This is a genomic window from Nostoc commune NIES-4072 (assembly GCF_003113895.1).
GTDB lineage: Bacteria > Cyanobacteriota > Cyanobacteriia > Cyanobacteriales > Nostocaceae > Nostoc > Nostoc commune.
Window position 1 is genome coordinate 5,552,854 of the sequence record NZ_BDUD01000001.1, and the last position, 19,827, is coordinate 5,572,680.

General features: G+C 41.2%; 20 protein-coding genes and 1 tRNA gene. 9 read left to right on the forward strand and 12 right to left on the reverse strand.

Going from position 1 to position 19,827, the window contains the following annotated elements; genetic code table 11:
• Positions 1 to 602 precede the first annotated feature (602 nt).
• Positions 603 to 676 (reverse strand) — tRNA-Pro (locus tag CDC33_RS24675).
• Positions 677 to 936: 260 nt separating this feature from the next.
• Entirely contained in the window at positions 937 to 1,488 is a 552-nt protein-coding gene (locus CDC33_RS24680) for a GNAT family N-acetyltransferase (RefSeq protein WP_100899858.1), read from the reverse strand.
• A 533-nt stretch (positions 1,489 to 2,021) separates the two neighbouring features.
• Between CDC33_RS24680 and CDC33_RS24685 the strand changes: the two genes are divergently transcribed.
• Together CDC33_RS24685 and CDC33_RS24690 are read left to right on the forward strand one after the other, a co-directional pair.
• Positions 2,022 to 2,741: a hypothetical protein gene (locus CDC33_RS24685; protein WP_100899857.1), complete on the forward strand. Its 720-nt coding sequence runs from the start codon at positions 2,022 to 2,024 to the stop codon at positions 2,739 to 2,741.
• A gap of 141 nt (positions 2,742 to 2,882) precedes the next feature.
• Complete coding sequence (locus tag CDC33_RS24690) at positions 2,883 to 3,800, forward strand: alpha/beta fold hydrolase (RefSeq protein WP_109011154.1); 918 nt, start codon at positions 2,883 to 2,885, stop codon at positions 3,798 to 3,800.
• Between the two features lie 147 nt (positions 3,801 to 3,947).
• Here the strand turns inward: CDC33_RS24690 and tsaD are convergent, their stop codons facing one another.
• On the reverse strand, positions 3,948 to 4,997 hold the full coding sequence (gene tsaD / locus CDC33_RS24695; RefSeq protein ID WP_109011155.1) for a tRNA (adenosine(37)-N6)-threonylcarbamoyltransferase complex transferase subunit TsaD: 1,050 nt from the start codon (positions 4,995 to 4,997) through the stop codon (positions 3,948 to 3,950).
• A gap of 349 nt (positions 4,998 to 5,346) precedes the next feature.
• Between tsaD and CDC33_RS24700 the strand changes: the two genes are divergently transcribed.
• From CDC33_RS24700 to CDC33_RS24710, 3 genes are all read left to right on the forward strand, one after another.
• Positions 5,347 to 5,844 carry a Photosystem I reaction center subunit III gene (locus CDC33_RS24700; protein WP_109011156.1) on the forward strand — a complete coding sequence of 166 codons (498 nt, stop codon included), beginning with the start codon at positions 5,347 to 5,349 and terminating at the stop codon, positions 5,842 to 5,844.
• 39 nt (positions 5,845 to 5,883) lie between these two features.
• Positions 5,884 to 6,018 carry a Photosystem I reaction center subunit IX gene (locus CDC33_RS24705; protein WP_109011157.1) on the forward strand — a complete coding sequence of 45 codons (135 nt, stop codon included), beginning with the start codon at positions 5,884 to 5,886 and terminating at the stop codon, positions 6,016 to 6,018.
• 241 nt (positions 6,019 to 6,259) lie between these two features.
• The gene (locus tag CDC33_RS24710; protein WP_109011158.1) at positions 6,260 to 6,781 is read left to right on the forward strand and encodes a photosystem I reaction center protein subunit XI; all 522 of its coding nucleotides are present in this window, start codon (positions 6,260 to 6,262) and stop codon (positions 6,779 to 6,781) included.
• A 72-nt stretch (positions 6,782 to 6,853) separates the two neighbouring features.
• Here the strand turns inward: CDC33_RS24710 and gmk are convergent, their stop codons facing one another.
• The 6 genes from gmk to tyrS all read right to left on the reverse strand — a co-directional run bounded on the left by gmk (position 6,854) and on the right by tyrS (position 11,595).
• Complete coding sequence (gene gmk, locus CDC33_RS24715) at positions 6,854 to 7,453, reverse strand: guanylate kinase (RefSeq protein ID WP_109011159.1); 600 nt, start codon at positions 7,451 to 7,453, stop codon at positions 6,854 to 6,856.
• A gap of 294 nt (positions 7,454 to 7,747) precedes the next feature.
• On the reverse strand, positions 7,748 to 8,014 hold the full coding sequence (remA, locus tag CDC33_RS24725; protein ID WP_109011161.1) for an extracellular matrix/biofilm regulator RemA: 267 nt from the start codon (positions 8,012 to 8,014) through the stop codon (positions 7,748 to 7,750).
• Between the two features lie 219 nt (positions 8,015 to 8,233).
• The gene (locus tag CDC33_RS24730) at positions 8,234 to 8,683 is read right to left on the reverse strand and encodes a DUF29 domain-containing protein (RefSeq protein WP_244919340.1); all 450 of its coding nucleotides are present in this window, start codon (positions 8,681 to 8,683) and stop codon (positions 8,234 to 8,236) included.
• A 258-nt stretch (positions 8,684 to 8,941) separates the two neighbouring features.
• Positions 8,942 to 9,658 carry a hypothetical protein gene (locus CDC33_RS24735; RefSeq protein WP_181374123.1) on the reverse strand — a complete coding sequence of 239 codons (717 nt, stop codon included), beginning with the start codon at positions 9,656 to 9,658 and terminating at the stop codon, positions 8,942 to 8,944.
• Entirely contained in the window at positions 9,655 to 10,386 is a 732-nt protein-coding gene (pyrF, locus tag CDC33_RS24740) for an orotidine-5'-phosphate decarboxylase (protein ID WP_109011162.1), read from the reverse strand. Before pyrF ends, CDC33_RS24735 begins: the two co-directional genes overlap by 4 nt.
• Positions 10,387 to 10,407: 21 nt before the next feature.
• On the reverse strand, positions 10,408 to 11,595 hold the full coding sequence (gene tyrS, locus CDC33_RS24745; RefSeq protein WP_181374236.1) for a tyrosine--tRNA ligase: 1,188 nt from the start codon (positions 11,593 to 11,595) through the stop codon (positions 10,408 to 10,410).
• Between the two features lie 173 nt (positions 11,596 to 11,768).
• Here tyrS and CDC33_RS24750 point away from each other — a divergent pair, with 173 nt between their 5' ends.
• Complete coding sequence (locus tag CDC33_RS24750; RefSeq protein WP_109011163.1) at positions 11,769 to 13,694, forward strand: transglycosylase domain-containing protein; 1,926 nt, start codon at positions 11,769 to 11,771, stop codon at positions 13,692 to 13,694.
• An 86-nt stretch (positions 13,695 to 13,780) separates the two neighbouring features.
• On the opposite strand, the gene CDC33_RS24755 is transcribed toward CDC33_RS24750, so the two are convergent.
• Together CDC33_RS24755 and CDC33_RS24760 are read right to left on the reverse strand one after the other, a co-directional pair.
• Positions 13,781 to 14,104: a DUF1825 family protein gene (locus CDC33_RS24755; protein WP_109011164.1), complete on the reverse strand. Its 324-nt coding sequence runs from the start codon at positions 14,102 to 14,104 to the stop codon at positions 13,781 to 13,783.
• 125 nt (positions 14,105 to 14,229) lie between these two features.
• Positions 14,230 to 15,153, reverse strand: coding sequence for a J domain-containing protein (locus tag CDC33_RS24760; protein WP_109011165.1), 924 nt, complete (start codon positions 15,151 to 15,153; stop codon positions 14,230 to 14,232).
• 181 nt (positions 15,154 to 15,334) lie between these two features.
• On the opposite strand from CDC33_RS24760, the gene CDC33_RS24765 reads away from it, so the two are divergent.
• The gene (locus tag CDC33_RS24765) at positions 15,335 to 15,712 is read left to right on the forward strand and encodes an SHOCT domain-containing protein (protein WP_109011166.1); all 378 of its coding nucleotides are present in this window, start codon (positions 15,335 to 15,337) and stop codon (positions 15,710 to 15,712) included.
• A 13-nt stretch (positions 15,713 to 15,725) separates the two neighbouring features.
• Complete coding sequence (locus CDC33_RS24770; protein ID WP_109011167.1) at positions 15,726 to 16,259, forward strand: ComEA family DNA-binding protein; 534 nt, start codon at positions 15,726 to 15,728, stop codon at positions 16,257 to 16,259.
• 126 nt (positions 16,260 to 16,385) lie between these two features.
• On the opposite strand, the gene lepB is transcribed toward CDC33_RS24770, so the two are convergent.
• A complete protein-coding gene (lepB, locus tag CDC33_RS24775; RefSeq protein WP_109011168.1) occupies positions 16,386 to 16,958 on the reverse strand; it encodes a signal peptidase I in 573 nt (190 codons plus the stop codon).
• Positions 16,959 to 18,721: 1,763 nt separating this feature from the next.
• Here lepB and CDC33_RS24785 point away from each other — a divergent pair.
• Entirely contained in the window at positions 18,722 to 19,636 is a 915-nt protein-coding gene (locus tag CDC33_RS24785; protein WP_109011170.1) for a polysaccharide deacetylase family protein, read from the forward strand.
• Positions 19,637 to 19,827: the final 191 nt, after the last annotated feature.

Consider the following 19,827-nt stretch of genomic DNA (forward strand, 5'->3'; position numbering starts at 1 on the left):
GTTGGATGTTGCACAGCACCAACTAGCTTTAGTTATATAGCAATCTATTTCAATTGTGAAAAATTCATTGTGCGCGTTGAGGTTGGTCTTGTTGTTCCAACAAAGAGGGACTGCCGAACCCGGAGGGTCAACGGTCAAAATCCAATATTCCGCAACTATTTAGGGTTGCTATACTAACGTTTTGAAAAATCGACTATGCGAAAGTTGTGTTTTTCTCGATTTCGTTTTGTTATTCACCACGAAATGCTGTAGATGCTTATTATATGTATTTTCAAACAGTCAAAAGTCTTTCTGTATTCGACCTTGGATCTGATAAATGCCATTTTATCTGGCTTTCGCTAATATGGGGTGACGCTATTATTTAATCAATCGTTCCATACCGCTTGCTTTAATATTTTCTCAAATCTATACAAAGCTTAGTGCCAGGAATATCTTACTACTTAAAAGCGAAATTTGCCTGTTAGGCTTCAACACCTAATTCAACACTATAACAGGCAATTTGTTTTTATCGGGAAAAATTTACAATTTAATTGCACATCTTAGGAACATAGCTTTAGTCAATGCGCCTTAGATGTTAAGTATATTAATTATTATTTAACAAATCGGGATGACAGGATTTGAACCTGCGGCATCCTGCTCCCAAAGCAGGCGCGCTACCAAGCTGCGCTACATCCCGTTTAGACTATTTGCTTTTTTTGGTTTGGTTTTATCCAATCAAAGCGATCGCGCTTTACCAAAAGCATTAAAGTAACTATATCACATCAGACCGCTTATGCCTAATCTTTTTTACTGATAAAGGTTTTTTGCCGACTTAGTTTTACAAGATATATACTTGCGCCTTCGTCGGCAGAAAAAAGCAAAACCACATCAAAATAATAGATTTTCGCTATTTTACCTGATTTTCTTGTGTAAATCGAGTTTGATTTTGATTAAGCACTAGTGAGGATACCAGAACATGCCTTTAATGCCTTCCGGATCAGCCATAAACCCCATAGTTCGGTAGAAATCTACAACATGGGGATCAGCAAAAAGAGTGACATTACTAATTTCTTCACTCCTAAGTTTTTTGAGAACGTATTTCATCAGCGCCTTGCCCAGTCCTTGACTTTGAAAGTCTGGGTGAACCACGACATCCCAAATAGTTGCATTAAACGCGTGATCTGAGGTAGCACGGGCAAAACCAATGAGCCGCTTTTGGTTTCCTCTCACCTGCCACATTGAGGCGACGAGAAAACTATGCTCAATAGCTTTTTTCACTTTTCTTAGAGGACGACGCGACCAACCAACTGCATCACAGAGTTCTTCTAGCTCATAAAGGTCAATGTCTCGTTCCGTACTGAAGACGATGCGAGTCTCCTTTGAAGAAGCTTCGCTAAGACTGCTGGAGTTGGAGTTGCCCGCAGCATCGGCTCTATATTCTTCAAAGGGGTTTGTCCTACTAGGCGCTACAGATTCAGGAGTACTAAACCAAGTTTTCCAAAAACCCATGCCAACGTGGTTCGGGTAGTATAACTGAATTGGTTTCCACTCTTAGGAGCGTTGATTCACGTCTAATATAGCTAGCCCATTTACTACCTTTTACACTCAAATTTTTTCGGTTGTTTTCGGGATTTGCAATGGTAATAGCCAGTTAGGGCGTGTTTCACACCAATCATTTTCAACTTTAGCATTTTGTTGTAAAGGCTAGGAGAAATTCACCAAAAGGGTAAGGATATAAATACAGCAGTTTTCTTGTGCATGAAGTACGAAGCTACGGGTTTTGAGGCAGGAGGTCTGAATATCTGATGCGTAAGCCTTGCATTTTGTACCTCGCTTAAAAAGCAAACTGCTGTAATTGAAAATTCAAAATGGAAAAACCTAATCCTGGCAATTGCTCGTATAGAGCTTAAATGCACGTTAGCTTAGGAGTGAATTGCATACAAGAAATTGAGTATTTGAGAAAATTCTTCCCCAGTCCCCAGTCCCTAACATTCAGCCCCTAGTCCCCAAGTGATGAAAGCAAGCGAGTCTTACCCTTAACAATGGCTTCTGGTTTAAAATCTTCGACACTGGAACTCCTAAAACGCTTTAACCGAGCGTTTCCTCAGTTTTATGAGCAATTCGTCAGCAGTGAGATTCAACTGCAAAATTTGCGGCTAGCCTACCGTCTCTATAAAACTAGACGCGCTGTTATTGAGCTGAAACCTGAAGGTAGCAAAAGTGCCCTGCATTTTGCTTACCGCAACCAGTCTTTTCTTCTCAGCGATATTTTTGGTGTACTAGCAGCTTATGGGTTGACTATTCACGGTCTGAGTCTATACGGTCAGATCCGTCCACCAATGTTAGTTTTTATTAAATTGTTGGTATCTCGTGGTAGTAAAGCCTTAACCGAGAAAACCGCAGAAAATGTCTGTCGTGCTATTCGTGAAGCTTTAGGAGGTCGGTTTGAGGTAGAAGAGATGCTGGCAGTAGAATTCAATCTTGATACTGGCTTAGAGCAGGTACAAACTGAGTTCTATGTCGATCCGGTCTTTCATCTCCCTGCCCTAATGATTGAAGCCGATAATCAACCAGGATTATTCTACAAAGTGATGTATGCCATCTGGCAGGAAGACCTGCTGGTAGTCAATGCAAATTTACTGGTTTGGCGCGGACGTACACGGCTAATTCTCTACTTGTTGGGGCCGAATGAAAGTCTTATTCCTGAATATCTGGGTCACAAAATTGCTGAAGGGGTGCGACAGAGGTTGCTGGATAAATGAAAAGTTAGGAGTTATGAGTAATGAGTAATGAGTTATGAGTTAAAAATTAACAACTCCTGTACAGACGCGATTAATTGCGTCTCTCCTAACTCTTCACACTCCGTATTTAGTCGCACCTGCCCTTAAGGTTACGATATAAGTATGGCAACTATCGAAATCTTGGGCGTTCCACACGCATACGAGCTAACGGCTCCCACTTCCTGCCCCGATGCTTTAGTATTTATCCACGGTTGGCTCAATAGCCGTGGATATTGGCAACCTGTGATTTCCCGCCTATCAGATGATTTGCAGTGCCTTTCCTATGATTTGCGGGGTTTTGGTGAATCCCAGTCTCAGGTAAAAACCGATTTTAGTCGGGCAGAAATGTCTTTGAGCCTGACGCCCATCTCCAGTAGTGCGCTTGGCTCAACAATCGATTCTGTTTATACTCCTGTTGCCTATGCTCAGGATTTAGCAATTCTCTTGAAACAGCTGAATATTAATAGTGCTTGGCTCATTGGTCACTCTTTGGGAGGCACGATCGCTCTTTGGGGAGCAGATCAAATACCTGAGTGTGTTAAGGGAGTGATCTGTATCAACGCTGGCGGTGGTATTTACCTCAAAGAAGCCTTTGAGCAATTTCGCTCGGCGGGTCAGAAATTTTTGCAAGTCCGCCCGCGCTGGCTGTCCCAAGTACCTTTGATTGATTTACTGTTTACCAGAGCCAGTGTCGCTCGTCCTTTGGGGCGTCATTGGGCACGTCAACGGGTAATAGATTTTGTTGTGGCTGACCCAGAAGCAGCTCTGGGAAGTCTGTTAGACTCTACAACCGAAGAAGAAATCAATCGTTTACCTGAACTAGTATCCCAATTGAAGCAGCCAGTTTATTTTTTGGCTGGTGCCGAAGATAAGGTTATGGAACCCAAGTATGTGCGCCATTTAGCTAGCTTTCACAGACTGTTCCAATATTGTGGTGACAATGTTCTAGAAATTCCTGATTGCGGACACCTGGCTATGTTGGAACAGCCGGATGCAGTGGCTGAACATATCCGAGCAATAGTTAATAGTTATAGGGCATAGGGCATTGGGCATAGGGCATTGGGCATGGGGCATTGGGCATTGGGCATTGGGCATTGGGCATTGGGCATTGGGCATTGGGCATTGGAGCAAACAGAAAGTTCTTCTCTCCTGACAAATGACTAATGACAAATGACTAATGACTAATGACTACTCAATAGGTTGATACAACTTCATCACCTGAGTAAGCCCTAACCTAGACTCAACGCTTAGTGTAAGGGGGGATGTATGACCACGAGATAGATGTTCGGCGGCGGCACAGCCAATCATGGCGGCGTTATCAGTACAGAATTTTAGAGGTGGGAATAGGACGCGTAGGTTATGTTCAACGGCGGCGGCTTGGAGGTTTTTTCTCAAGCCGCTATTCGCTGCTACACCGCCACCAATTGCAATTGTGTCTAGACCATAGTCTAGAGCACAGGCGATCGCTCTTTTGGTTAGCGATCGCGCGACGGTTTCCTGAAAGCTAGCTGCTACATCTGCCACTGGTACTTGTCCACCATCTTTCTCTAACTGCTGTACTAAACGCAATACAGCCGTTTTTAATCCACTAAAACTTGCATCATAACGATGGAATCCCCCACCAGGTAAAGAAACTTTTCCTTCTGGTAGAGTAAAGGCTTGGGGATTTCCCTGTTGTGCCAACTTGTCAATTATTGGCCCACCCGGATAACCCAGCTTTAACAATCGCGCCACTTTATCAAAGGCTTCACCGGCAGCATCATCACGAGTTTGTCCTAGCGTTTCGTAGATACCACAATCTTTGACAAAAATCAAGCTTGTATGTCCGCCAGAAACTAATAAACTCAAGAAAGGGGGGTTTAAACTTGGTTCGCTCAAATAAGTCGCGTAAATGTGACCTTCAAGGTGATGAACTCCCAAAAATGGTTTGTTGTGTACCATTGCCAGGGTTTTGGCAGCAGTTAACCCCACCAATAGCGCTCCTACGAGTCCAGGGGCAGAAGTGGCGGCAATTGCGTCAATTTTCTCCCAGTTTAGTTGGGCTTGCTCTAAGGCTTGAGCGATCGCAACATTTATCGTTTCCAAGTGTTCACGAGACGCTACTTCTGGTACTACCCCGCCATACTGCTGATGGACTGTAATTTGCGAGGCTACAATACTGCTACAAACTTTACGATTGTTAACAATTGCGACTGCTGTTTCATCACAACTGGTTTCTATTGCTAAAACGGTTGCCATTGGGAGTGGGGAGTAGGGAATGGGGAGTAGGGAGTTCCAAGTTATGAGTCCTGAGTTTTGAGTAGAACAAACAAAATCTTGCTTGTTTACTACCGTACAATGAAAATTCTTATACCCAGGACTCTATAACTACCCTACTACAATCAATTATTATCCTCCCCATTCCCCACTCCCCACTCCCCATTCCCCACTCATCTTGGTTGAGAAGCTTTAACTTTTATTTACTTAAACTTTACTCGGTTCCCACCCAAGAGTATGATGACTTCCTAGTTATGCAAATAAACAACTGTACAAGCCGCTTCGTTTTGTACATAAAACTTTTTGTTTTGTAGTAAAAGGAAACAACTCTATGCGACGATTGTTTGCTTTGATTTTAGCGATTTGTCTTTGGTTCAATTTTGCCTCCCCAGCAAAAGCTTTAGGGGCTAATTTGACACCGTGTAGTGACAATCCCGCTTTTCAACAGCTAGCTGCTAATGCCCGTAATACCACCTCTGACCCCAAATCAGGGATAAAGCGATTTGAGCGTTATTCTCAAGAGCTATGTGGCCCTGAAGGTTATCCTCACTTGATTGTTGATGGTAGTCTAAATCATGCTGGTGACTTTTTGATCCCCAGCATTCTGTTTCTCTATATTGCTGGTTGGATTGGTTGGGTAGGCCGTGCCTACCTACAAGCGAATAAGAAACAAGGCGGCGACGTGGAAATGAGAGAAGCAATCATTGAAGTTCCTTTGGCACTGCCAATTATGCTCTCAGGCTTTGCTTGGCCTGTATCAGCCATAAAAGAATTTCTGTCTGGCGAATTAACAGCTAAAGATACAGAAATTCCGATTTCGCCACGCTAACCCTTACCGTAACCTTTGATTTATTTAGGAGAATAATTCATGCAGCAGAAATACTTCGTTAAGTATCTATCTTTGGGCCCAGTTTTACTTTTTGTCAATTTGTCTTTGACAGCCGTTTTGTTGATTTTATTTAACTACTGGTTTCCTGACCTACTTTTCCACCCATTACCATAAGTTGAAGACAGAATTTAAAAATTTGTTAGCCGTTAGTTGGCAATTAACTAGTAACTACTAACTAAATTACTAACAAATTAATTCTTTGAAACTCGCGATCCTAAAACCAGCTTGCGAGTTTCAAAGTTTTGACAGCAGCTAAATTAATTTTTCTAAACTTATTACGCAAAAAATATCTTTAGCGACAATTATTATTAATATAAAAATGCCACCATTTTAAATTTAGAGGCGAACATAAAATATGGCACAAGCAGTAGATGCATCAAAAAATCTCCCCAGCGATCCCAGAAATCGGGAAGTTGTTTTTCCCCCATTCCGCGATCCGCAAAAGGGTAATCTAGAAACCCCGATTAATGCTTCTCCCTTGACCAAGTGGTTCATTAATAACTTGCCAGCTTATCGTCCTGGTATAACTCCTTCCAGACGTGGGCTAGAAGTTGGTATGGCTCACGGTTACTGGATATTTGGCCCCTTCGCCAAATTGGGCCCACTGCGGGATACAGCTAATGCCAACTTAGCTGGATTATTGGCAGCTATTGGCTTGATTGTTCTTCTAACGGCGGGACTATCCCTCTATGCGAATAGCAATCCTCCGAAAGCACTTGCTAGTGTTACTGTACCCAATCCTCCAGTAGATGCTTTTAACTCTAAAGAAAGCTGGAACAACTTCGCCAGTTCTTTCTTAATTGGTGGTATTGGTGGTGCAGTAGTTGCTTACTTTTTGACTAGCAATTTGGGAGTAATTCAAGGTTTATTTGGTTAATTTACAAATGAGGAGTTAGGAGTTTAAATTCCTAACTCCTGTACAGACGCGATTAATCGCGTCTCTGCAAACTTATTTAAACAAAACCGTTTCAATGTCATTTAAAGCAGTTTCAAAATCGTCATTAACGATTTGAATATCAAATTCATCTGCGGCTTGAATTTCCTCTTGGGCGCGGAGTAGACGACGGGCGATCGCTTCTTCAGAGTCTTGGGCGCGATCGCGTATTCGTTTCTCTAATTCATCAAAAGAAGGCGGTAAGATAAAAATACTGAGGGCACTGGGGAAGGAAGCACGAATTTGTCTTGCTCCTTCTAACTCAATTTCTAGCACCACCAACTTGCCAAAATGGATTTGGTTAAGTACAGCTTCACGGGGAGTGCCATAATAGTTCCCAGCAAATTCTGCCCATTCCAAAAATTCACCTTCAGTAAGTAATTGTTCAAACTTACTGCGGCTGATAAAGTAATAATCTTTGCCATCGATTTCTCCTGGACGGGGAGAACGAGTCGTCACGGATACCGAATAATAAAGTTCTGGATGACGTTTTAGAAGCGATCGCATTAAAGTGCCTTTACCGACCCCGCTAGGGCCAGTTAAGACAATCAACCTGCCTAAATGTAAGCGTTCTTCGGTAGTAGCAATACTCTGGATGGGTAAAACTGGCATCATCCCTTCAACCTGTGAATCAATCAATAGATATTATTTATTAGTCTTGTGTTCCTGGCTAAGTCCACTAGTACCGCAAGGCGGAAGTCAGCCCCTTTGGGGAAGTAAAAAATCAAAAGTCAAAAGTCAAAAAGCTTTAATTTTGGTTTTTCTGGCTGTAATAAAATGGTAGGTTTATTTCCGCCGGACTGTACTAGAGACTAAAGAATTTGTAGCAAGGGTGACAGAAAACTTGTCTAATTCACATAGTACTGCTGATGTGGTGCAAATAGAAGTAAGATTGTTATCCACTCCTAATCAATTATCTACAGTTTGATGCTCGCGGGAAATCACAAAGCGATTCGCTACCGTTTCCGGCTGAATTGCCGACAGAATTACGTGGCTGGAATCGGTGATAATTACAGCCCTAGTCCGCCGGCCGTAGGTTGCATCAACCAGTTGACCCCTGTCCCGTGCATCGGTAATAATCCGCTTAATCGGGGCAGACTCTGGACTGACAATGGCAACTACTCGATTGGCAGACACAATGTTACCAAAACCGATATTAATTAACTGAATCTCCATAAAAAACTGACGCCAAACACGGTTTGAGAAGCTTGAAGTAAACTTATTTACATGTTATCGCCAAAAAACAGGAGTCACAACGATTAAATTCAAGCCAGCCTTCGTTTTTAAATAATGCCTGCTTTTTTTTCGCTATTTATCAGCTATTTCTCCTCAATATCCTCCCATAGATACAGGCACAATTACACGGATACAAGCTAGCTGGGTGATGTATCTTAATCAATAAATAAATGGTGGTAAATAATCCACATCTAAAATTTGCTCAATGCTATAAGGGCAAGTTTGTGGAAAACAATTCAATCCACTTTTCTTTTTTGCTTGTCGTAGCGCATCAATGTAGACTTCTTCAAGCACCCTGAGCAGATAGTTGTAGAGGTTTTTAGATTTGGTTAATTTCCTAAGTTCTACCCGAAAATTATCAATTTCCACTTCCCAATGATTTTTACATTCAGGAAGACTCCAATGTTGATACAAAAGCAGATGTTTGAGAAGTTGCAGTAGATAACTTTCGAGCTTGTGTTTCTGCTCATTACCCAATCTTTCAATCTCCTCAATCAAATGATCCCAATCAAGCTGCTCTAAATCTCGTTCTTGTAATTGTTTCAACGTAGTTTCTAACCACAGGTGATAATCCTGTTCATAAATAATTTGAGTGAGTATTTTAGACATTATTTAATATTCTCCTAATTTACGAAGACTTGGAATTAGGTTTTATTGGCCAAAGAAGCAGGGGAACAGGGAGGGCTTTGCTAAGGGAAAGAATTTTTAAATTCCCCTACCTTCATAGTTACAGAGCAAACAAATTTATTTATGTTCAAAGTAAAAATATTTATTTCAAGACGCAAAGCATGTTCGCCTTTAGCGTCTCCTAAAGAGAAATAATGTGTCCAAGTTTTCAGCAGTCTTAAATTTATGGGGTTTTTTCCCCTACCCCCTGCCCCCTGCCCCTTTTCCTCTTCTTTGACGTACACTTCCAGCTTGACAATCGCGTAACCAAGTTTTAACTCCTTGGGCAACAGTACCCTTACTACTATCGCGTGGCGGAGATACTGGCTGTTGTCCTGAATAAGAACCAATTTGAGAAAACATCATCACTAAACGCCAACCAATTTTAGTTTTAGTCAACAATAGCCAGTGAAATTCCTGCAATTCTACCGCTTTCTTTCCTATGTATTGCCGCTCTAAGGTAGTAAAGAAAACTTGCTCAACTCCTGATGCAGAACTTTTAGAAGCGTCTGCACTATATTCTTCAAGGTTAAGGGGCAAAGGAGTAAACTCAGGTCTTCCTGCCACTAACATATAACTGTAAACATCACTGCTTCTGCTGAGGCGGCGGGCGCGTTGACTAGCGCGATTAGTATAACTAGGTAAATCTTGCAGTAGCTGTATAGTTAATGTTTCTAAATTTTGCTCAGAACACAAAGACTTCACCCCACCGTTGACATTTTCCTTTTCTGCTAGCGCAGAAGGTTTAGGGGTGAGGTTTATCGAGAACGCTGGGTAAGCAAGGCTATTTGATACTAAAACCCAGAAGCCACAAACTAAAAGCAAACTATAATTTTTCTTTTTGAACGAAGAGGTAAGATTCTTCTCCCCTACACTCTGTACCCTATCCCCCGGCTTCTTACTGACTTTTAGCTTCATGCCACCGTGGTTAACTCCTCAGAAATCCTCTTCCAGGCTAACTCCGGCTCAGTCGCAGTAGTAATGGGACGCCCAATCACGAGATAATCTGCACCAGCAATAATTGCTTGTGCTGGAGTAAGCGATCGCTTTTGATCGCCAATATCAGCCCAAGTTGGTCTAATCCCCGGACAAACTAGCAAAAAGTCATTTCCACAAGTTTGTCGTAGCTGTGCCACCTCTTGAGGCGAACAAACTACCCCATCCAAACCAGATTCCTGAGCCAGCAGGGCCATTTCTAGAGCATATTCTGGTAATTCTAGAGGTATTTTTAAATCAAATGCCAGTTGTCTAGCAGAAATGCTCGTTAGCAGGGTAATTGCAATTAACTTTGGTGGTTCTACACCTGCTTTTGTAGCTCCTTCGTGTGACGCCTCAGTTGCGGCTTTCAGGGCATCTCTACCAGCAGTAGCATGAATTGTCAGTAAATCCACTCCGTATGTAGCTGCACTCCGGCAAGCACCAGCAACGGTATTGGGGATATCATCAAACTTTAAATCCAAGAAAATGCGCTTTTGCCGAGACTTTAGCACTTCCAGAATTTTCGGGCCAGTGCTGGTAAACAATTCTAAGCCAACTTTCCACCAAACTACTTGCGGGAGTTGATCTATAAGAGCGATCGCACTTTGTTCATCCGGGACATCCAAAGCCACAATAACTCGTTGTTCTACTTGTTCCCTATTCCCCATTCCCTACTCCCCACTCCCCATTTAAGGCACTAAACGCACAAACTTATTTTTCCCAACTTGTAAAACCTTACCTTGTAACTGGGCAGGTTCAGCAAAAGTAGTATCAACATCGGTAATGCGATCGCCATCTAAGCGCACTCCACCTTCTTGAATTTTTCGCTTTCCTTCACCCGTACTTTTGCATAAGCCAGTGACATTGAGAATATACGCTAACTTAGCGGGATGCGATACCTCAGCTAGAGAGAATTCTGGAACTGTACCTTCCTTTCCGCCGCTTTGGGCGGCAACTTTTGCCTCTTGGGCTGCTTGTTCGCCGTGGTACTGTTTGACAACTTCATAAGCTAAAAGTGTCTGGCGATCGCGGGGGTTTTCTGGAAGTTGATCCAAAGGTAAATCTGTCAGCAGTTCAAAATACTCCTTCAGCAGATTATCTGGAACTCCTTGTAACTTCTGATATTTTTGCCCTGGATGTTCCGACAACCCAATATAATTACCTAAAGACTTGGACATTTTTTGCACCCCATCCGTGCCAATCAAAATCGGCATTAGCATCCCAAATTGGGGTTTTTGACCAAAATGGCGTTGCAAATCTCTGCCTACAGCAATGTTAAATTTTTGATCAGTCCCTCCCAATTCCACATCTGCCTCAACGGCAACGGAATCAAAACCTTGCATTAACGGGTACAGGAACTCATGGATAAAAATTGGATTCTCTTTTTTATAGCGATCGGCAAATCCTTCCTTAGCTAACATCTGCCCCACCGTCATCGTCGAGAGTAACTCCAAAATTTTCTCTAAGTTGAGCTTAGAAAGCCATTCGGAGTTATAACGCACCTCTAACCTTCCTGGTGTGTCAAAATCCAAGATAGGACGTACTTGATCGAGATAAGTCTGAGCATTTTGGGCTACATCTGCTTCTGTAAGCTGACGACGCACTTCAGATTTACCTGTCGGATCGCCAATACGTGCGGTAAAATCGCCAATAATCAGAACTGCTATATGTCCTGCATCTTGAAACGCTCGCAGTTTCCGTACTGGTATGCTATGACCAAGATGAATATCAGTGCCTGTAGGGTCAATGCCCAATTTGATCCTCAAAGGTTGGTTTGTAGTTACCAAGCGTTTTTCTAGAGTTTCACTGTTAACATCAACTGGTTGTGGGAAAACTTCTACCACACCACGACGCAGCCAAGCAAAATCTTGCGTCATACTAGAAAATCCACTGTTAGCTATGTTTTGCACATTAGAAGTTAAGTTGGTTATAAACACTTGCAATTTATCCGCTTTCTCATCTGCCAAACTACTATAATTGCAAAAAATTAACCGCCTTGCTTCGTCCAATCAATTACAGTTAAATTTACAAGTGAGGAAGTGAAATCGCCGTGTCGTCTTCTAGGACTTTTGAAGATAAGCAGCCACAACGTCAGGCTTCATCAGGTTTTGAGTTTTTGAAAGGAGTCGGTCAGGTAGCTGGCGGTACTCTCCTCTCAATGACCATGCTGGCAAGTTCCATTGTAGCCGGAGGACTGGTTGGTTTAGCCATTAGTTTCCGCAATTTGCCAGATGTCAGACAGCTACGTAACTTTTTTCCCTCAGAAACAACTTACATCTATGACGTTAAGGGTAAACTTTTAACTAGCATCCACGGGGAAGCCAACCGAGAAGTCGTGCCCCTGGATAGAATTTCCCCGAACTTAAAACGGGCGGTATTAGCAAGTGAAGATAGTCACTTTTACGATCACCACGGTATTAACCCTACTGGTGTTGGTCGGGCTATAGTAGTTAACGCTGTAGCAGGTGGAGTCAAAGAGGGTGGCTCTACTGTTACTATGCAATTGGTAAAAAACCTATTTTTGTCTCAAAAGCGTGCCTTTACCCGCAAGTTAGCCGAGGCGGTGCTGGCAATCAGGTTAGAGCAAATTCTTACCAAAGACCAAATTTTAGAAATGTACCTCAATCAAGTTTATTGGGGTCATAACAATTATGGTGTACAAACGGCAGCTCGCAGTTACTTTAATAAGTCAGCAGAATATTTAAGCTTGGGTGAGTCAGCAATGATGGCGGGTTTGATCCAAGCACCAGAAGAATTCAGTCCGTTTGTGAGCATGAAGCTGGCCAAACAGAAACAAAAAGAAGTGCTAGGACGGATGCTGGAGTTGAACTGGATCAACCAGTCTGAGTATGACAATGCCCTCAAACAAGAAATCAAACTTGGTAAAATCAAATCCTTTCAAGGTAGTGCCCTACCTTATGTAACCAATACTGTAGCGCAAGAGTTGGCTAAAAAGTTTGGGCGTGAGACACTGCTCAAAGGCGGGATGCGGGTACAAACTACAGTTGATGCCAACTTCCAAATCATGGCAGAGGAAACAGTCAGTAAGTGGCATAAAACACTTCTGGAGCAAGGATTATCTAAAAATCAAATGGCTCTGGTGTCAATAGATCCGCGCACACATTTTATCAAAGCATTGGTGGGCGGGATAGATCCTAAAACCAGTGAATTTAATCGTGCAACTCAAGCTCAACGCCAGCCAGGATCTTCTTTTAAACCGTTTGTATACTATACTGCTTTTGCCACTGGTAAATATGGGCCAGACACAACGGTAGTAGATGCTCCAGTTAGTTATCGAGATGGTAACGGTTGGTACTTTCCCAGAAATTATGATAATAGTTTTAGAGGAGCGATGCCAATCCGCACAGCTTTAGCTCAGTCGCGCAACATTCCCGTGATCAAGATTGGTAAGGCTGTGGGTATGAATAGAGTCATAGAAACCTGCCGTACCTTGGGCATTATGAGTCCAATGGAACCTGTGTCTTCCTTACCACTTGGTGCAATTGGTGTCACACCTTTGGAAATAGCTAGTGCTTATGCTACCTTTGCTAATTATGGTTGGCAATCTCCACCAACTGTAATTGCTCGTGTCACCGATAGTAGTGGTAACGTGTTGCTAGACAATACCCCTAAACCACAGCTAGTTCTCGATCCTTGGGCTTCAGCAGCAATTATCGATGTGATGCGATCGGTAATTTCTGAAGGTACAGGTAAAGGTGCTGCTATCGGTCGCCCAGCCGCAGGTAAGACGGGAACAACATCGTCAGAAAAAGATATTTGGTTTGTTGGCACTGTACCACAACTAACAACTGCTGTTTGGGTGGGGAGAGATGACAATAGACAGTTAGCTGACCATGCAACAGGTGGTGTTATGGTTGCTCCCATCTGGAAAGATTTTATGGAGAAAGCACTAAAGAACACACCAGTAGAAAACTTCAAGCCACCTTCCCAGTTTCCTCGCCCCAAGTCAAATTAAAGTTAGGAGTGATAAGTTATGAGTTATGAGTTGATTGAGAACTCCTAACTCCTGTACAGACGCGATTAATCGCGTCTCTACTTTTTTTAGGCTTGTTTTTCTAGTTCGGCTTTCATCCGTTCTAAAGTAAGGTGCATTTGGTCAAACATTTGTTGTGGGGTGACACCAAACTGACCTAATTGTGTCTTCAGTTGTTCTACTGTCATTTGTGCCATGAAATCTTCTGATAGCTCGAAGCGCTTCATAAAGATGCGATACCGATCCATCATGGCTTCCATTTGCTCAATAAATAGCTTTTTGCCATCGCGGTCAAATTTGCCGTAGTTATTACCAAGCTTGATTAGTGCTTGATAATCCTCAAACAGCTGTTTTGCTTCTTGCTGAATTATCTCAGAATCGAAGAATCCCATATTGCTTATATTAAACTGAGTGTCCAGACTCAGGAGCTTAATAGTTTTACTTCTATTATTATTTTAGTCTAGGAGAGTAATCTAGTAACAAAGCTTCGGTTTTAGTACGGTTTGTTACCGAAATTTCACCACTTGACTTGAGAACCTTTCTTTTGAGCAAACCGACTTAATAAAGCCGCAATACTCATAGCTGTAGCCATTGATTTGGGATTGGTATTTTTACCAGATTGAATTTTCACTTCGGGAGCGTATTTCAAAGCTAGTGAATTTTGCGGGTTCAGTTTTAATGCTTGATGGATGTAAACCCTGGCCATCCCGATAAATTTTTGTTTGAGATGTACCAAACCTAATAAGGCATAATAGTCGCTATTATTTGGCTCTAATTTGATGGCATCGCGCAATTCTGACACGGCTAGGGGCCACTTGCCTAGCTTGACGTACTCAATAGCTCGCTGGTAGTGACGTTGAGCGTATGTCACAACTGGTTTGACATCAGTTTTTTGATTTAATGTCAATTCAACTGGCTTAACTTCTACCTTAGAGAGGATGCTAACAGCTTTTTGTGTTGATTGTAGGTCTGGTTTATGTAACCGTAAGTATACTAAATTCAGTGTATTAATTTGTTGCGTCACCTGATAAAACTGATCTAATGATTTGTATTGATCTTCTGCATAGCAGGCGATCGCTTCTTCGTAAAACAATTCTGCTTGGGGTGTAGACATTTCCAAAATTTTCTCAGCTATGGCACTTTGAGAAGACAAAGGCTTCTGCTCTAAAGCAAATGATCGCAGCATAGCGATCGCCATCAAGCGCTTCTCTTGATGTTTCAGTTGTTCATAAGCTGGATTGATTAAATGGCTAAATATTGCCGTTGCTAATTCTTGATCTGGCTTAGAGCTTTTGGTATGGCGATCGGGATGTAGCAGCTTCGCTAAAGTGTGATAGCGTTTTAAAATCTGGCGATCGCCAGCAATTACAGAAATTCCTAATACAGCGTAAGGATCACAAAGCTGTTGAAGCCATTTTGGCGGTAGGAAGGTCTGTGACATAGTAGTAATTAAGCTGTTAAAAATTTAAAATTAGCATCAAAGCTCAATGCATGGTCATGTGAAACTTACTCAAATTTCTGCAAATACTAAATTATGCCTGGGAATTCTCATCTAAAGGGCAAGGCAGAGTAGTTAACTGTCTAATTGTCGGAACTATGGTATTGGTATATTTATTAAAAATATGTTGACTAAGCGCAAAAGTCGAAGTGTTGCTGCTGTTTTAGCTTTTTCTGGCACACTGGCACCAATTTCAGGATTACATAAATTCTATCTGGGACAGAGGTTATGGGGCATTTTGTATGTGTTGCTTTCATGGACACCGATCCCCAAGGTAGCTAGTGCCATTGAGGGAGTTTGGTATTTAGCTCAAAATGAAGAAGCTTTTGATCAAAATTTTAATCTAGGTAAGTCAGCAACAAAAAACTCACAAAAAGTTAGTAATCAGGTAGGAGCGATCGCTGACGCAATGCGGGAATTGGATGCTTTGCGCCAGGATGGGCTAATTTCAGAGTATGAATTTGAGCAAAAGCGCCGCCAATTGCTAGACCAGATTTCTTGAGGTAAGCGACAACATGAATAATTGGCTACCTTTGAACCCCAAGCTGCAAAAACTCCGGGCCAAGCTCCTCAACGATCCCTACTATCGCTTACAATCTGGGGAAGAAATTCAGATAGCGGCTAAATTAGGTATTCGCATTGATGCTAATCGAGCCACTGTAGATGATTGGTTACGCTTACCAGGTTTGTCAATTCACCAAGCGCGATCGCTTGTAGAACTTTCGCGTTCGGGTGTTAAATTTTACTGTATTGAAGATATCGCTGCGGCTTTGGCTGTACCAGCGCCGCGCCTGGAGCCATTAAAACCTCTGCTGAATTTTATTTACTACGATCACGAATCTCTAGAAAGTCCGGCCCATTTAATCAATCCAAATACAGCAACAGTTGAAAATTTAGCCCAAATTCCATTTATAGATTTGTCTCTAGCACATGCAGTAGTGCAAAATCGGCAATCAGCCGGGCCTTATCGTAACCTAGCTGATTTCCAACGGCGTTTGGAGTTACCTGGTGATGCGATCGCTCAACTGATGTATTATTTAAGGTTTTAAGTTAGAAGTCTAAAATAACTCCTAACTCCGCCAATTTTAGATTTTGAGTCACACCTTTGATGCCCTTACAGTGCAACTTGGATTTTCGATTAAAGGAAAAATCTAAAATCTAAAATCCAAAATTAATTAAATGAACCCAATACGATCAAGAGGCCAAAAGCGAAACGCTGCTCGACCAATGACATTTTCTCTGGGTAAAAAGCCCCAATAACGAGAGTCATTACTATCGTTGCGGTTATCTCCCATGACAAAAAACTCATCCTCTGGAACCTTCACTGGTTGATATGGCTGATTTGGGGGTTCAGCGATGTAGTCTTCTGCCAAAGGTTGACCATTGAGATAGACTTTGCCAGAAGCAACACTAACTACCTCACCAGGCTGGCCAATAACCCGCTTGATGAAGGCTTGGTCTTTGGGATATCCTCGACGTTGTAGTTCTGCGGGTGGCTGAAAAACAATAATATCCCCAGTTATGGGAGGGTGAAAATGGTAGGATATTTTTTCAACTACCAAGCGATCGCCTGTATGTAAGGTAGGCAGCATCGAATCAGAAGGTATATAGCGGGGTTCGGCAATAAAAGTCCTGATAAAAAATGCCAAACACAATGCGATCGCAATTAAAATCAGATTTTCTTGCCAACTACGCCATACTTTTAACGACGCACGCTCTTCTTTTACATCACTTTCGTGAGGAATCATAAAAGTTTCTAGCCAGTTTAAGAAGTGGAACAAATACCTTGATTATTTTGACTCAAAAGGTATACTAATAAACATGATGGATTCTGCATAAATCCATACTAAATATTAAATAATACAATTATCGCATCTACCAAAGACAAGCAAAACTACTGTAAATCAACCATGACCTGTTTAAGGCAATATAAGCTGATGATTAGGATTTTTAGGTAATTAAAAATTTTAATTCTAATTGCTGCAATTATAAAGCAAGTTATGAGATGATTTTCAATTTTGCTTCCTACTGCTAAAAAAGCAGTCACCGATTGGTAGAGCGATACAGCCAGTCGGTTTTTTCTTTGAGCAGAAAATTGCTAATTAAATGGCAAATACAGTTTAGGGACTTCCAACAAATAAATTACCCAATCTTATGGGGTGGGTACACGAGCGCCCGTAGTCCAAGGCAGGCTTTTAGGCTCACCCCATAACAAAGAGTCAAGTATTTTTTTATTTGGAAGTCCCTTAGCGAATGCCTTAAATATAATAATCCGATTTGATTGCATGAAAAAATCTAAGTATATGTAGTGGCGTAGCACAGCTAAATTAGAGCAATAAATTTTGTAGGTTGGGTCATTAGCGTTACCGTCGCGCAGCGAAGCATGAGATCCAAGACCCTGATGAATGTTGGGTTTCACGTTGATCATTTTATCTGTATCACGCGAATACGTGTATTTCAAAAATCTTGCATGTTTAGAATTTTACATCAAATGATTCTACTGGATTGTTATTTTAGTATAGATATATACTATTGGGCAAATACTTTAACAGTATGGCTATAAAGATGTGAATAAATTGCGTAATTTTACTGTGACAGTATATACTAGATTGTACTATTAATAATATATCTCCCTTACTATCAAGAAGAAGATTAACAGACAAAAAGCTACTAGTAATTTAAGCTTAAGCATCAGCATCAAAAACAGGTTAAGCTGCTGATAAAATCATTTTTGCTAAATGATTTAAAAGTATCCAGATTAACTAATAAATGCCCCTTGGCAATGAGAAACTATATTTAATCAATTTTCGTCTGTCTATTTCATAGAAAGTTCAAGGCAACAATCTGTAAGTTAAAAATTTAACTTTTTCTTAAAAAGTAAGGAATGGCAGCAGGCAGTAAGATATATCTTATCAAGAATAGAGCTAATAGTTTATTAGACTCTTTTCTGACATATACCTTGCTCCTTGTAAGTAGTTTTGTATATTAATTAAATAATTTACTCAGCTACAACTTATACAGCTTTCCTGTCAGAAAGTCTTGCTATAAAAATTTCAGCTCACAAAAAATGCAAATTGTAGGCATGAGAGTTGAGTTACATCTTTTTTGCAAAGTTATAAAACTTAAAAGGATAATGCTGCCTTAGCCATGAAGTGAAAGACAGAAACTAATTCAGAACTCCGATAAAGAGGATTTTGAGGTGTCATTAATTATTCGATTGCGCTTCTTCTTTCTTAGAGCTAGCGGCCAGAATGTGGAAATTCACATTTCGCCTTTTATAAATGGATTGACATTAAATAGTATCAAGTATTGTATAAGCGATCGCCCAAATGATGTTCTAGATTTCAGTTAAAGCTATATAGTCTGTCTTCTCGATTTTGAACTGTCGTTACTCGCAATTCCAATTTTCAGGATTACCAGAAAGCAGATGGTATCTAAGATATCTAAAAAAATGTGCTATAACGTACCGTCATAACGTGGTTGATGGTTCGATATTTGAAGGAGGTATGAGGTGGAAAACAATAAGTCGTTTCTGTGGCCAGAAGGAATATTAATTGCACTGCTTGCCTTATGTGGTGTTTTTAGCCTTGCTTTTATGATGCTTCTAAGGCCAAATCCTTCGGAGGCTCAGAGTAGAGAGAGTATAAATATCAAAGATGTAGCTGCAAACGCTGGAACTCAGCAGCGCATTGAGAAATTAAAAGCGGCAATGCTTACAAGTTGGCAGCAAGAAGCACAAGTAAAGGGACTAGCCTACTCTCTACCATCACGTTTTCAAGGGGCAATAATTAACGCTGCAAAACTTACTAAAGGGGAGAAAGTAATTGCTCTCACCTTTGATGATGGCCCTTGGCCAAAAACCACAGAGCAAGTGCTAGATATTCTAAAATCAAATAATATCAAAGGGACGTTTTTTGTTGTTGGGCAGAACCTAAAAAATTATCCAGAATTAGGAAAGCAAATTGTAGCTCAAGGTCATGTTATTGCCAACCATACTTGGCATCACTGGTATCACTTCATGAATCCACAAGCTGCTGCTTTTGAAATAGATCGCACAACAGACCTCATTTATCAAGTTACAGGTGCTAAAACAAATATCTTCCGACCGCCTGGTGGCATCTTGCACAATGGATTAGCTGCTTATGCGAAAGGCCAAAAATATGTTGTGGTGATGTGGTCAGCTGATTCCACAGATTATAAGTTGCCAACTGTACCAAAGTTGATAAATAACGTGATTAGAGATTCAAAACCTGGTGGTATTGTCCTAATGCATGATGGTGGCGGTAACCGTTCCAGAACTGTGCAAGCTTTACCAGAAATTATTAGCAACTTTAGAAAGCAAGGTTATCGCTTTGTTACTATTCCAGAACTTTTAGAAATGGAAGATGCAGACCAAAAGTTAATTGCTAACAAAAGCAAAAAGTAATAATTATTAATTATAGTTAATTAAGTCAGTTATGTAATGAAAAATTCATCAGAGCAATTGGAGTTAAGTTTAACATGCGTGTACTTCAATCAAATCGCGTCTAACCCAGCGATGGAGAGGCAATAACTATTTAATGCCCATATATTTTTTTGAGGGTAATTATTGCAATGGTCAATACTGCTTTCAAAGTA

Coding starts and splice junctions, on each gene's coding strand:
- tyrS (WP_181374236.1), bottom strand. CDS start 11,595: ATGACGCAAGATTTTGCTTGGCTGCGTCGTGGTGTGGTAGAAGTTTTC.
- CDC33_RS24680 (WP_100899858.1), bottom strand. CDS start 1,488: ATGGGTTTTTGGAAAACTTGGTTTAGTACTCCTGAATCTGTAGCGCCT.
- gmk (WP_109011159.1), bottom strand. CDS start 7,453: ATGATGCCAGTTTTACCCATCCAGAGTATTGCTACTACCGAAGAACGC.
- CDC33_RS24705 (WP_109011157.1), top strand. CDS start 5,884: ATGCAGCAGAAATACTTCGTTAAGTATCTATCTTTGGGCCCAGTTTTA.
- CDC33_RS24735 (WP_181374123.1), bottom strand. CDS start 9,658: ATGAAGCTAAAAGTCAGTAAGAAGCCGGGGGATAGGGTACAGAGTGTA.
- CDC33_RS24765 (WP_109011166.1), top strand. CDS start 15,335: ATGTTGACTAAGCGCAAAAGTCGAAGTGTTGCTGCTGTTTTAGCTTTT.
- CDC33_RS24755 (WP_109011164.1), bottom strand. CDS start 14,104: ATGGGATTCTTCGATTCTGAGATAATTCAGCAAGAAGCAAAACAGCTG.
- lepB (WP_109011168.1), bottom strand. CDS start 16,958: ATGATTCCTCACGAAAGTGATGTAAAAGAAGAGCGTGCGTCGTTAAAA.
- CDC33_RS24710 (WP_109011158.1), top strand. CDS start 6,260: ATGGCACAAGCAGTAGATGCATCAAAAAATCTCCCCAGCGATCCCAGA.
- CDC33_RS24685 (WP_100899857.1), top strand. CDS start 2,022: ATGGCTTCTGGTTTAAAATCTTCGACACTGGAACTCCTAAAACGCTTT.
- tsaD (WP_109011155.1), bottom strand. CDS start 4,997: ATGGCAACCGTTTTAGCAATAGAAACCAGTTGTGATGAAACAGCAGTC.
- CDC33_RS24760 (WP_109011165.1), bottom strand. CDS start 15,153: ATGTCACAGACCTTCCTACCGCCAAAATGGCTTCAACAGCTTTGTGAT.
- CDC33_RS24700 (WP_109011156.1), top strand. CDS start 5,347: ATGCGACGATTGTTTGCTTTGATTTTAGCGATTTGTCTTTGGTTCAAT.
- CDC33_RS24730 (WP_244919340.1), bottom strand. CDS start 8,683: ATGTCTAAAATACTCACTCAAATTATTTATGAACAGGATTATCACCTG.
- CDC33_RS24770 (WP_109011167.1), top strand. CDS start 15,726: ATGAATAATTGGCTACCTTTGAACCCCAAGCTGCAAAAACTCCGGGCC.
- CDC33_RS24690 (WP_109011154.1), top strand. CDS start 2,883: ATGGCAACTATCGAAATCTTGGGCGTTCCACACGCATACGAGCTAACG.
- pyrF (WP_109011162.1), bottom strand. CDS start 10,386: ATGGGGAATAGGGAACAAGTAGAACAACGAGTTATTGTGGCTTTGGAT.
- remA (WP_109011161.1), bottom strand. CDS start 8,014: ATGGAGATTCAGTTAATTAATATCGGTTTTGGTAACATTGTGTCTGCC.